The organism is Amycolatopsis sp. NPDC104819 (assembly GCF_055583145.1).
Map to the genome: position 1 here is coordinate 151058 of NZ_JBVJON010000019.1, position 11941 is coordinate 162998.

Genomic DNA, 11941 nt, shown 5'->3' on the forward strand with positions numbered 1-11941 from the left:
AGCGCGCAGCGCGGCGGAGACCTCAGGGTCGCGTCCGGTGGTGGACGAGCACTGCGATGCGCGTCCCCTTCGAGGCACGCCCCTGCTTCCCACCCTGCGTGACGAGGCAGGATGGCGCGCGTGACAGACGAGAAGCCGGTGCCGGTCGGCCTCAGCACGGCGTCCGTGTGGCCCCTCAAGGCCGGGTCGGCGTTCGAGCTGGCCGCCGAGCTGGGCTACGACGGGGTCGAGGTGATGGTCTGGGCGGACGCCGTCAGCCAGGACGTCGCCGCCCTGCGCCGCTGGTCGCGCCGCACCGGGATGCCCGTGCTGTCGATCCACTCGCCGTCACTGCTGATCACCCAGCGGATCTGGTCACCCGATCCGGTGGTCCGGTTGCGGATGTCCGTCGACGCCGCTGTCGAGCTCGGCGCGCGCACGGTTGTCGTGCACCCGCCATTCCGCTGGCAGCGCCGCTACGGTGACGCATTCGGTGATCTCGTCGACGAGCTGGAGGAGTCGAGCGGGATCGAAATCGCCGTCGAGAACATGTTCAAGGTCCGCCCGCCCGGCGGTTCGAAGAATTCGCGCGTGTCGGCGTTCCGGCCGTCGATCGATCCGACGGACGTCGGTTTCCGGCACTACACGCTCGACCTGTCCCACACAGCGGCAGCCCGGATGGACGCGCTGGCGCTCGCCGAGCGGATGGGGGAAGGCCTCACGCACCTCCATCTGGCGGACGGCACCGGCGTCCCGAAGGACGAACACCTGGTGCCCGGACGGGGTGGGCAGCCCTGCGCCGCGCTCCTGGAGAAGCTGGTCAGCAGCGGTTTTGCCGGTCAGATCGTGCTCGAGGTCAACACGCGGCACGCCGTCACCGCGGCCGAGCGCGTGCGTGATCTGGCGGAGGCATTGCTGTTCGCGCGATTCCACCTCGGGTTATAACTGAGCACGTTCCGACAGGACACCACTACTCCCGAGTGCATTTCCGCCGGTCGAACACGTAAAGTTCCGACTGTGAAACCGTCGCGCGCGTTGCTCGTCACCTTCCCGGATTCCCGCATCGGCACGGCGCGTTCGTGAGCGGAATGGACGCCACCGCCGTGTCCTTCGACACGGCGAGTGCGGCGCGGTCGCTGGGGGACGGCACCTTCACCGCGGTGCTGCGTGCGGAATGGGCCATCGGCTCGCACCCGCACGGGGGCTTCCTCCTGGCCCTGCTGGCCAAGGCGGCGATCGCCGCGCTCCACGAACGCGGGGAGCCGCACGCCGAGCCGCTCGTCGTCAGCGCGGAGTTCCTGCACGCGCCGGCGCTCGGCCCGGTGCTGCTGCGCACGGACGTCCGCAAGGTGGGGCGCCGGGCGACGGTCGTCGAGGTCCGCCTGGAGCAGCGCGGCCGCAGCTGCGTCGAGGCGCGCGTGACGACCGGCCGGCTGCCGATGCGGCGCCCGGAGTGGACGGACGTGCCGTCGATGCCCGCCGAGCCACCGCCGGGCGCGCTGACGATGCCCGAGAGCCCGGAAGGGCCGTTCAACCTGGCCAAGGGCTGCGAGGTCCGCCTCGACCCGGCGACCGCGGGTTACCTGGCCGGGCGTACGGGCGAGCCACCCCGGATGCGGCTGTGGGTCCGGCCGCGCCACAGCCTGGTCGACCCGTACTTCACGCTCTTGGCCTCGGACGTCAACCCGCCGGTGGTGATGAACCTGGGCCGCATCGGCTGGGCCCCGACGGTCCAGCTGACGGCGCTGCTGCGCACCCGCCCGGCCCCGGGCTGGCTGCGGGTGGTGGTGGAGTCGAGGTCGGTCCACGAGTCCTGGTTCGACTCGGACGCCACGGTGGTGGACTCCCAGGGGCGGCTGGTCTGCCAGGCGCGGCAGCTGGGCCTCGCCCCGGCCCCGGGCGGCTGAGCGGCGTTTGGCACGCTTTACGCCATGACGGTCATCGCGGTGCTGGGTGCGGGGAAGATCGGCGAGGCGTTGCTCTCGGGGCTGCTGCACGGCGGCCACGAGCCAGACGGCCTCCTCTTCACCGAGCGCTACCCCGCGCGCGTCGAGGAGCTCACCGAGCGCTACGGCATCCGGGGCGTCGAGGTCGAGGAAGCCGCCAAGCGGGCCGATGTCCTCGTCGTGGCCGTGAAGCCGCAGGACATCGACCCCGTGCTCGCCGAGCTCGCGCCCTTCCTCGGGCCGTCGTCGCTGGTCGTGTCGCTGTGCGCGGGCCTGCCGACCTCGCTGTACGAGCGGCGGCTGGCCGAGGGCGTTCCCGTCGTGCGGGTCATGCCGAACACGCCGATGCTGGTCGGCGAGGCCATGAGTGCCATGTCGGCCGGGCGGCACGCCACCGCCGAACACCTCGCCGTCGTGCGTGAGCTGCTTTCACACGTCGGCCAGGTCGTCGAGGTGCCGGAGGCCCAGCAGGACGCCGTCACGGCGCTGTCGGGCTCCGGGCCCGCCTACTTCTTCTTCCTGGTCGAGGCCATGATCGACGCCGGCATCCTGCTCGGCCTGCCGCGGGCGCTGGCCGGGCAGCTGATCATCCAGTCGGCCGTCGGCGCGGCGAAGATGCTCGCCGAGTCGGAGGAGCACCCGGTGCTGCTGCGCGAGGCCGTGACGTCCCCGGCCGGGACGACCATCAACGCGATCCGCGAGCTGGAGAAACACGGCGTCCGCGCGGCGCTGCTCGCGGCGATCGAGGCGGCGAAGGACCGGTCCGTGGAGCTGGGCAAGGCCCACGAGGACTAGGCCCTCGGCCGCCAGTCGTTCGCCCACGTGTCGAGCCGCACCAGCGCCTCGAACAGCGATTTGCCCTGGTCGGTGAGCGTGTAACCCTCGGCGTGGCCGACCAGGTCCGCTTCGCCGAGCTCGCGCAGCCGGGTCGCCAGCACGCTCGACGAGACGCCGTCGCAGCGTTGCTGGAGCTCGCGGAACGTCGGGTTCGCGTCGTCGCGCAGCTCCCAGAGGATCCGCAGCGCCCAGCGCCGGCCGAGCAGGTCGAGCAGCGCCATCACCGGGCGGCCGGTGGCCGAACCGCGGACCGGGCGGCCGGGCAGGGGAGTCGTCAAAGTGCTTTCCTTTCCGAAGCGCCCGATGTTAGCGTGCCGGTCATGCCTCTGAAATCGAAGCAGCCCCGGATCGCGCCCCTCGAGCCGCCGTACGACGCCGCCGCGGCGGCCGCGATCGAGCAGCTCGGCCCGCCCTTGCAGCTGTTCCGCGTGTGGGCGCGGCGCCCCGACCTGGTCGACGCCATCGCGAACTGGGGGCGGTACTACTTCTCGCGGCGCTCGGCGCTGAGCGTCCGGCAGCGTGAGCTCGTCATCACCCGCACGACCGCCCGGTGCGGCGCCGACTACGAGTGGGGCGTGCACGTCGCGACCTTCGCCGCGACGGCTGGCTTCGACGACGCCCAGCTGCGCTCGCTCGCGGACGGCGATCCGGCCGACAGCTGCTGGGACGCCGGCGACCGCGCGGTGCTCGCGGCCGTCGACGAGCTGCACACGACGTCGGACCTCTCCGACGGGGCGTGGACCGCCCTGGTCGAGGCCGTCGGCGAGGACGGCGCGCTCGACCTGCTGCTCGTCTGCGGCTGGTACCACGCCATCTCGTTCACCGTCCGCGCCCTGCGGCTGCCGCCCGAACCGGGGACCGAGCGCCCGGTTTCGCCGTAATGGGCGATTACTGCGGTCTTGCACGAGCGGGTGCCCGTGCGTTAGCGCTGGTAGGAGCCCATCTCGGTGACAGGCGTCGCATTAGTCCCACCAGTCCCGCTACTCTCGATAGAGCACGTGCGTGTCGATACCACAGGTGGGGAAGCCTCGTGGCGCGACACGTGTCGAAGGACGCGGTAAACATGTCGCCGAACAAGAAGGAGGATCTGCCGGCAGTCGGGCAGGTCCAGTTCCTGACGGTCGCCGAGGTGGCCACGCTGATGCGGGTCTCCAAGATGACCGTCTACCGTCTCGTGCACTCGGGTGAGCTGCCCGCCGTAAGGGTCGGGAAGTCCTTCCGGGTGCCGGAGAAAGCAGTGCACGAGTACCTCCAGGGCGCCTACTACGACGTGGGCTGATCCGGTCGCCGGGCACGCCGTGGCCAGCGGCGCGCAGCGCTACAACGTGCCCGCCGACCGGCCCGCGAAGGGTCACGGGTAACCTGGAAGACCGCTCGTGCCTGTGCGCTCCACCCGTTGGACGCTGCGCCGGGCAGCGTTACCGACGACGACCTAAGGAGCGCCCATGGGCTCTGTGATCAAGAAGCGCCGCAAGCGCATGTCGAAGAAGAAGCACCGCAAGCTGCTGCGCCGCACGCGAGTGCAGCGTCGTAAGGCAGGCAAGTAAGCCTGCTTGCCCGAGCGTGACCGTGGCCCGTCCAGTCTCTGGACGGGCCACGTCCATGTGGTGGGCCCATGCCCCCGTTCGAGTGTTGCCTTCGTCGCTTTCCGGCGAATAGCGGTTAATAGCACGTAAGACAACCCGGGGCTACCACTGATGAGCGGTAACATCTCAAGGGCGTCCGCGCGATGCTTCCAGTGAGTGCAGGTTCGCGCACTTCGGGTGATCGTCCACCCCCCACACGCCCTACGCCGCAGGGAGTCGTATGCCGTCGAACATCGTGCTCGTGACCGGGGTCGCCGGCGAACTGGGCGGGAAACTGCTCGCCCGGCTGGGCAACAACCCCGACTTCGAACGGGTCATCGGTGTCGACACGGTCCCCCCGGACAAGACGGTCCTGCAGCGCATGGGCCACGCGGAGTTCGTCCGCGCGGACATCCGGAACCCCTTGATCGCCAAGGTGATCAGCACCGCCAAAGTGGACACGGTGGTGCACGCGTCCTGCACCGCGCACCCGGCCGGGCCGGGCCGCCGCACGGCGATCAAGGAAGTCAACGTCATCGGCACCATGCGGCTGCTCGCCGCCTGCCAGCGCTCGCCGCTGGTCCGCAAGCTGGTGGTCAAGTCTACGGCGGCCGTCTACGGCGCCGGCGCCCGCTCGCAGGCGGTGTTCACCGAGGACTCCGAGCTCATCCCGACGTCGACCAGCGGATACGCGAAGGACGCCGTCGAGATGGAGGGGTACGTGCGCGGCCTGATGCGGCGCCGTCCCGACATCACCACGACGTTGTTCCGCTTCGCCAACATCATCGGTCCGTCGACCGACACCGTGCTTTCGCGCTATTTCGCGCTGCCGGTCGTGCCGACCGTTTTCGGCTACGACGCCCGGATCCAGCTGCTGCATTCGTCCGACGCGCTGGCCGTGCTGGAGCGCGCGACCCTGGCCGACAAGCCCGGCGTCTTTAACGTCGGCTCGGAAGGGGTACTCACTCTTTCGCAGGCGATCCGGCGAGCCGGCCGGGTCGAGCTGCCGATGCCGCGGACGGTGGTGCCGTCGGTCGGCAAGGTCCTGCGCGGCGCGCGCGTCGTCGACTTTTCCGCCGACCAGGTCCGGCTGCTGAACTTCGGCCGGGTCGTCGACATCACCAAGCTGAAGCAGGAGTTCGGGTACACCCCGCGGTGGACCACGCGTGAGGCGTTCGACGACTACGTCGTCGGACGCGGGCTCCGGCCGGTGCTCGACGGCGGCAAGCTGGCGGGCCTGGCCGGGAAGGTGCTCGTCGCCGCGGCGACGGGGCAGAGCCGGTGAGCAGGCCACATGAGTTCGAAAGCGAGGCGGAGACAGTGGGCGGTGCCGAGGCGCAGGTCATCCCCCTGCACGGGCCGGGCCGGGAAAAGCCGGAGGCCGACCCGCGCGACCAGAGCGGTGACGCTCCGGTCGTCGCGTTCCCGCGCGCGGACCAGCCGGCCCCCGAGCCGCTTTCGGACGCCGCGCGCTCGGCGCTCGGCTTCCTCCGCGACCGGCTGACCGGCGACTACACCGTCGACGAGTTCGGTTTCGACGCCGAGCTGACCGACGCCGTCTTCCTGCCGCCGCTGCGCGCGCTGTACAAGAAGTGGTTCCGCGTCGACACCCACGGCGTCGAGAACCTCCCGCTCGAGGGCGGCGCGTTGCTGGTGTCCAACCACTCGGGCACGTTGCCGCTGGACTCGCTGATGACGGCGGTGGCGGTCCACGACGAAACGGGCGGCCGTCACCTGCGCGGTCTCGGCGCCGACCTGGTGTTCCAGGTGCCGCTGGTGGGCTCGTTCGCCCGCAAGTCCGGCCAGACGCTGGCCTGCAACGCGGACGCGGAACGCCTGCTGGACAAGGGCGAGCTGGTCGGCGTGTGGCCGGAGGGCTTCAAGGGCGTCGGAAAGCCGTTTTCCTCCCGCTACAAGCTGCAGCGCTTCGGCCGCGGCGGGTTCGTGTCGGCCGCGCTGCGCGCCGGCGTGCCGATCATCCCGGTGTCGGTCATCGGCGCCGAGGAGATCTACCCGAAGCTGGGCGACATCAAGCTGCTGGCGCGCATGCTGGGCCTCCCGTACTTCCCGGTGACGCCGTTCTTCCCGCTGTTCGGCGCCCTCGGCGCGATCCCGCTCCCGACGAAGTGGAGCATCGAGTTCGGCGAGCCGATCGCGACGGACTCCTACGGCCCGGACGCCGTCGACGACCCGATGCTGGTGTTCCAGCTGACCGACCAGGTGCGGGAGTCGATCCAGCAGACGCTCTACCAGCGGCTTTCGCAGCGGAAGTCGGTGTTCCGCGGCTGAGGCCGTGTCGTCGTTCTGATCACGCGTGTCGACCTCCTGATCACGCGTGTCGTCCGTTCAGGCACGCGAGTCGTCCGTCTGGGTACGCGTGTCGTCCGGCGGAGTGCACGACCGCGCGGGCCGGAGTCGCTTACGGAGTCGTGAGTTATCCACATCGGGTCCGGCTATCCACAGATTTCCGCGACGGCCGTTTTTGCCCAGGGGCGGCGATAGACTGGACCAGGGGACGCCCCCCGGGACAGGGCGGGGGCTGTCTTCCGGGCCGGTGGGCCGCTGTCAGCGGCGGCGGTAAGCCATTCCCGCTGCCACGGCGCCGGCCAGCGCCCCCGCTCCCAGCACCGAAGGCACCCCGATCTTCGCCGCCTTACGACCCGTCCGGAAGTCGCGGATCTCCCACCCCCGCGCCCGGGCCACATCCCGCAGCCCACCATCCGGGTTCACGGCCACCGCCGTCCCCACCGCGGACAGCATCGGGATGTCGTTCGCCGAGTCCGAGTACGCCGTGCAGCGCTTGAGGTTCAACCCCTCCCGGGACGCCAGCGCGCGCACCGCGTGGGCCTTCGCCCGGCCGTGCAGGAGGTCGCCCATCAGGCGGCCCGTGTACACGCCGTCGCGGGTTTCGGCCACTGTGCCCAATGCTCCCGTCAGGCCGAGACGGCGGGAGATGATCGCCGCCAGCTCGATCGGGGTTGCCGTCACCAGCCAGACCCGCTGGCCCGCGTCCAGATGCATCTGGGCCAGTGCGCGGGTGCCGGACCAGATCTTGTCGGCCATCAGCTCGTCGTAGATCTCTTCGCTGATCGACGTCAGCTCGTCCACCGTGCGGCCGGCCACAAAGGACAGTGCGCGCTCGCGGTGGGACTTGATGTCTTCCTTGTTCTCGCGGCCGCCCAGGCGGAACTTGATCTGGCCCCAGACGAACCCGGCCAGGTCGGACGACGTGAAGAACTTGCGCGCCGCCAGGCCGCGGGCGAAGTAGAAGATCGACGCGCCCATCATCATCGTGTTGTCGACGTCGAAGAACGCCGCCGCGGTGAGGTCCGGCGGTGCGGGCGGGACGGGCGGCTCGGCGGCTTCGGAGACCACGCGGGCGTGGGCGGCCTCGGCCGACGCCTCGCCCGCGAGCGTGGCGAGCCGTTCGAGCTCCTGACTCTTATCCCTGCCACGCCAAGCTGACACGCACACCGCCTCCACGTCTGCCCACGTCCTTCGCACAGCGTAGCGAGCCGCCCACCGCGCCGTCGCAGGTGTGGCCCGGACCTCAGCCGATCACGATCGGCGGCAGACCCGGGATGAGCGGCGGGATGGACACCAGGGGCGGCGGCTTCGTGGTCGACGTCACCGGCAGCCGCGGGGTGGTCGTCGGAACCTCGCCGTACACCGGCGGCGGGGTGACCCCGCCGGTCGGCTGCGGTGCGCCCGGGGTCGCCGTGGTGCCGGACGGCGGCAGCTCGGTGCCGGTCGGCGTCGGCTGCGTGCTCTCAGCCGCCGAGGGGGACGTCGGCGCCGAGGACGGCTCCCCGCCGGACGACGGCGCCGGCCGCTGCGTGCACTCGCCGGTCGCCGGCAGCAGGCCCAGGTCGTCCGACGAGCCGGTGGTGATCTGGTAGCAGCTCATCCGCGCGGCCAGCCCGCTCGTGCGCTCCTGGACCTTGCCGAGCAGGTCGCGGACGTCGCCGAACACCGTCGCCGCGTCCGCTGGGAGCGCCGCCTGCGCCGCGGCCAGCCGCGCCGCCTGGTTCCGGGCCCACAGCCGGACGTCGGCGAGCTCCTGCGCACTTCCGTCGCTGGTCGCGACGGCGGCCGTCTGGGCGACGCCGGCGCGCAGGTCGGCGGCGAAGTCGTCGTACGCGGTCCGGTAGTCGGCCTCGCTCGCGCCTTCGGTCGCCAGCTGCGACAGCTCGGTGATCCGGTTGGTCGCGAACTCGAGGTGTTTCTTGGCCTTGGCCTGGTCGCCGAAGGTCAGGCCCAGCGCCGTCGACTCCCCGGCGCGCTTGACGCCGTAGAGCGGGGAGCCCGGCAGCGCGTTGCGCGAGAGCACGAGCGTCAGCCCGGACAGCACCAGGAAGAGGAAGAGCGCGGCGGCCACCAGGTCGGCGGTCCGCGGCCGCCACCTCCGACGCGGGGTGGCCGCCGCCGTCTCCAGGCGGCCCGCGATCTCCGCGCGGATCCGCTGCCGGGTCTCCAGGTCCGGGGCCCCGGCCGCACCGAGCTCGCGCAGCGCGCCGACGAGCGCCAGTTCGTCGGCGAACTCGCCGTCCCGGCGTACCGGGGACGGCTCCAAAGCACGCGCGAACCGGTCGATCTCGGCTCGCTCACGCGCAAACCTCACTGCGCCAGCTCCCTCTCGGGCCCATGACCGGTCCTGACACCGGTCTGGCAGGAGTAACGATCCAGAAGCCGTCAGGGTTACCGGATTCGGTCAAGAGCTCGAAAAGTTGCGGGGTTCAGCGCAATCCGGTGGGCAGAAGTTGTGCCAGACGGCGTACCGCGCGGTGCTGCAACGCCTTGATCGCGCCCTCGTTGCGGTTCATGATCTGGGCCGTCTCGGCCACGGACAGTCCTTGCAGGAACCGCAGGATGATGCATTCCCGCTGGTCATCGCCCAGTTCCGCGACGCAGCGCAGCAGCTCGGTGCGGGTCGCGCGGCTGATGGCCTCCTGCTCGGGGCCGGCCTGCGCGGTCGCGCCGACCGAAAACGGCGCCGAACCGGGTTCGGTCACCTCGTCGGTGACGACTTCGAGGCGGAACCGGCTCGACTTCACGTGGTCGAGCACGAGGTTGCGGGCGATGGTGACGAACCAGGCACCGACGTCACGTCCCTGGTAGCTCACCGACGTGATCCGGCGCAGCGCGCGCAGGAACGTCTCGCTCGTGACGTCCTCGGCGAGGTCGCGGTCGCCCAAGCGGAAGAGCACGTAGCGGTAGACGACGTCGACGTAGCGGTCGTAGAGCCTGCCGAAAGCGGACGAATCGCCGTCCTGCGCGGCGCGAACCAGGTCCCAGGCCTCGGCCTTCGCCGCTTCGGCGCGCTCGTCGTCGGACGCCTGCCTGCTCAGCGGCACGGTCGACGACCGCCCGAAGACGCGCTCGGCGAACATGAAGACGGGCCCGCGGCCCACGGTGGTCGGCACGGTCATCGGCGGGCACCTCCGGCGGCGGCTCGGACCCAGTGGGTCACGGTACCCCCGGAACCCGGGCGAGCAGGGGCCTGCCGGCTCGCATGCCCCACGGCCTCGTGGGCAGGCAAGTTCGTCACGGCGACTCCCTCTCTCCGGTCGCGGTGGTGATCAACACCACCCCGCGACGCAGTGCAGCATACGTGTAGTTACCGCGAAGTAGGTAGTGGCTCCGGGGTTGCGAAGAGGGGACACTCGCGGCCTGCGCCCATGACGTCGCTCCGAATGACAGACTTGCAACGGTTTGGCCGGGCGACGAGAGGTGGACCGCGGGTGAGTGCCCCAGAGGAGACGCAGTCGGGGGTCGGCGGGTTGCTCACGCGGGCCGCGGCGACCTGGCCGGACCACCCGGCCGTACACGAGACCGGCGACGGCCGGAAGCTGACCTACCGTGAGCTCGCGGCGGTCGTGGAAGCCCAGGCCAAGACACTTGTGGGTGCAGGTGTCACACCTGGTGACCGGGTCGCGCTGCGGCTGCCGACGTCGGCCGGCTTTGTGGTTGCGTTCTTCGGCGCGTTGCGCGCCGGGGCGGTCGTCGTGCCGCTGTCGCCGCAGGCGCCGGGGCCCGAGCTCGACAAGCTGCTGGAGCACAGCGGCGCCAAGGTTGTCGTTCATCGCGACACGGATACGGCGCTGCCGGCCGGAGTGATCGGTCTCACTCCCGAAGCTGACCCGGATGGACCAGTCGAACCCGTCGATGCCGGCGGGTCGGGCGAAGACATCGCCGTCGTGTCGTACACCTCGGGCACCACCGGGCCGCCGCGCGGCGTGATGCTCTCGCACCGCGCGCTCCTGGCGAACCTCGAGCAGCTCAGCCACGTCGAAGGCGTCCTGACCCACGACGACCGCGTGCTGGTCACCATCCCGCTCTTCCACGTCTACGGCCTCGGGCCGGGCCTGCTGCAGGCCGTCTCCGTCGGCGCGACCGCGATCCTCTCGGAACGCTTCGAGGCGCAGCGCACGCTGGCCGACTGCGCCGAGCACGGCGTCACCACGATCACCGGCGTCCCGACGATGTACGGCGAGTTCGCCGCGCTCGGCGCCGAGGAGCTCGGCCGCGGGCTGGCCACCGTCCGGCGGATGACGTCGGGCGCCGCGCCGCTGCACCCGAAGGTGCTCGGCGCGCTCCGCGAGGCCACCGGCCTCGACGTCTACGAGGGCTACGGCCTCACCGAGTGCGCGCCGGTCGTGACGTCGACGCTGGTCACCGGCTACCCGAAGCCGGGTTCGGTCGGTCGCCCGCTGCCGGGCATCGAGCTGCGCTTGGTCGATAGCGACGGCACTGACCAGGCCGTGCCGCTCGACCCGGACGACGTCGACGACGTCTTCGAGGCCGAAGGCGAGACCGGGCTGGTCTCGATCCGCGGTGCGAACCTCTTCTCCGGCTACTGGCCCGACGGCGGCCACGGGCCCGACGCCGAAGGCTGGTTCCGCACCGGCGACGTCGGCTACCTCGACGTCGACGGCGACCTGCACCTGGTCGACCGGGCCAACGACCTGATCATCGTCAACGGCTTCAACGTCTTCCCGAACGAGGTCGAGTCGGTCATCGCGCAGCTGCCCGAGGTGGCCGAGGCCGCGGTGGTCGGGGTCGTCGACGAGCGCAGCGGCGAGGCCGTGAAGGCGTTCGTGGTGCCGGTCGCCGGGGCGTCGCTGTCGGAGCAGCAGGTCGTCGACCAGTGCGCGGCCCACCTCGCCGGGTACAAGGTGCCGCACGCGGTCGAGTTCGCCGAGTCGCTGCCGCACTCGGCCACCGGCAAGCTGCGCCGCGTGCGGCTGCGGTAGTAAGGACGTCATGGCACAGGTAGTGACGGTGATGGGCCGGGCGGGCTGCCACCTCTGCGAGGTGGCGGAGGCGGACGTCGAGCGCATCTGCGGCGAGCTGGGTGTCGCGTGGACGGCCGAGGACGTCGACACGGACCCGGAGTGGCGCGCGGAGTACGGCGACCGCGTGCCGGTGATCCTGGTCGACGGCGCCGAGCACGGCTACTGGCGCGTCGAGGAGGACCGGCTGCGGAAGGCGCTCGCCTGAGCTAGTCTGCCGCGGCTGGTCGTGAGTGTTTAGGGCGGTTAGAACCGCTTGGGTTCTAGTGGCCGTTGCAACACCTGAGGTGAGAGGTGTTGCCATGACCGGAAACCGTCGTCG

At 71.0% G+C, this 11941-nt stretch carries 14 protein-coding genes; 10 read left to right on the top strand and 4 right to left on the bottom strand.

Features of this window, described 5'->3' with window-relative positions; genetic code table 11:
• Positions 1–111 precede the first annotated feature (111 nt).
• The 3 genes from ACZ63E_RS42030 to proC all read left to right on the top strand — a co-directional run bounded on the left by ACZ63E_RS42030 (position 112) and on the right by proC (position 2720).
• Positions 112–924 (top strand): sugar phosphate isomerase/epimerase family protein, encoded by an 813-nt coding sequence (locus tag ACZ63E_RS42030; protein WP_465341909.1) that lies wholly within the window; start codon positions 112–114, stop codon positions 922–924.
• Between the two features lie 143 nt (positions 925–1067).
• Positions 1068–1886: a thioesterase family protein gene (locus tag ACZ63E_RS42035; protein WP_465341910.1), complete on the top strand. Its 819-nt coding sequence runs from the start codon at positions 1068–1070 to the stop codon at positions 1884–1886.
• A 24-nt stretch (positions 1887–1910) separates the two neighbouring features.
• Positions 1911–2720 carry a pyrroline-5-carboxylate reductase gene (proC, locus tag ACZ63E_RS42040; RefSeq protein WP_465341911.1) on the top strand — a complete coding sequence of 270 codons (810 nt, stop codon included), beginning with the start codon at positions 1911–1913 and terminating at the stop codon, positions 2718–2720.
• Here the strand turns inward: proC and ACZ63E_RS42045 are convergent.
• Positions 2717–3040: a winged helix-turn-helix transcriptional regulator gene (locus ACZ63E_RS42045; RefSeq protein ID WP_465341912.1), complete on the bottom strand. Its 324-nt coding sequence runs from the start codon at positions 3038–3040 to the stop codon at positions 2717–2719. The genes proC and ACZ63E_RS42045 overlap by 4 nt on opposite strands.
• A gap of 42 nt (positions 3041–3082) precedes the next feature.
• Here ACZ63E_RS42045 and ACZ63E_RS42050 point away from each other — a divergent pair, with 42 nt between their 5' ends.
• The 5 genes from ACZ63E_RS42050 (at position 3083) to ACZ63E_RS42070 (ending at position 6616) form a co-directional block, all read left to right on the top strand.
• Positions 3083–3643: a carboxymuconolactone decarboxylase family protein gene (locus ACZ63E_RS42050; protein ID WP_465341913.1), complete on the top strand. Its 561-nt coding sequence runs from the start codon at positions 3083–3085 to the stop codon at positions 3641–3643.
• 182 nt (positions 3644–3825) lie between these two features.
• Entirely contained in the window at positions 3826–4041 is a 216-nt protein-coding gene (locus ACZ63E_RS42055; RefSeq protein ID WP_013222402.1) for a helix-turn-helix domain-containing protein, read from the top strand.
• Between the two features lie 166 nt (positions 4042–4207).
• Positions 4208–4309: a 30S ribosomal protein bS22 gene (locus ACZ63E_RS42060; protein ID WP_007030867.1), complete on the top strand. Its 102-nt coding sequence runs from the start codon at positions 4208–4210 to the stop codon at positions 4307–4309.
• 259 nt (positions 4310–4568) lie between these two features.
• Entirely contained in the window at positions 4569–5612 is a 1044-nt protein-coding gene (locus ACZ63E_RS42065) for an NAD-dependent epimerase/dehydratase family protein (RefSeq protein ID WP_465341914.1), read from the top strand.
• The gene (locus tag ACZ63E_RS42070; protein ID WP_465341915.1) at positions 5609–6616 is read left to right on the top strand and encodes a lysophospholipid acyltransferase family protein; all 1008 of its coding nucleotides are present in this window, start codon (positions 5609–5611) and stop codon (positions 6614–6616) included. The genes ACZ63E_RS42065 and ACZ63E_RS42070 overlap by 4 nt, the downstream gene beginning before the upstream one ends.
• A gap of 276 nt (positions 6617–6892) precedes the next feature.
• Here the strand turns inward: ACZ63E_RS42070 and ACZ63E_RS42075 are convergent, their stop codons facing one another.
• From ACZ63E_RS42075 to ACZ63E_RS42085, 3 genes are all read right to left on the bottom strand, one after another.
• The gene (locus tag ACZ63E_RS42075) at positions 6893–7795 is read right to left on the bottom strand and encodes an HAD family hydrolase (protein ID WP_465341916.1); all 903 of its coding nucleotides are present in this window, start codon (positions 7793–7795) and stop codon (positions 6893–6895) included.
• Positions 7796–7877: 82 nt separating this feature from the next.
• Positions 7878–8948, bottom strand: coding sequence for a DUF5667 domain-containing protein (locus ACZ63E_RS42080; protein ID WP_465341917.1), 1071 nt, complete (start codon positions 8946–8948; stop codon positions 7878–7880).
• A 115-nt stretch (positions 8949–9063) separates the two neighbouring features.
• Positions 9064–9756 (bottom strand): sigma-70 family RNA polymerase sigma factor, encoded by a 693-nt coding sequence (locus ACZ63E_RS42085; RefSeq protein ID WP_465308364.1) that lies wholly within the window; start codon positions 9754–9756, stop codon positions 9064–9066.
• 312 nt (positions 9757–10068) lie between these two features.
• Between ACZ63E_RS42085 and ACZ63E_RS42090 the strand changes: the two genes are divergently transcribed.
• Positions 10069–11580: an AMP-binding protein gene (locus tag ACZ63E_RS42090; protein WP_465341918.1), complete on the top strand. Its 1512-nt coding sequence runs from the start codon at positions 10069–10071 to the stop codon at positions 11578–11580.
• Positions 11581–11590: 10 nt separating this feature from the next.
• Positions 11591–11827: a glutaredoxin family protein gene (locus ACZ63E_RS42095; RefSeq protein ID WP_465308368.1), complete on the top strand. Its 237-nt coding sequence runs from the start codon at positions 11591–11593 to the stop codon at positions 11825–11827.
• Positions 11828–11941 lie beyond the last annotated feature (114 nt).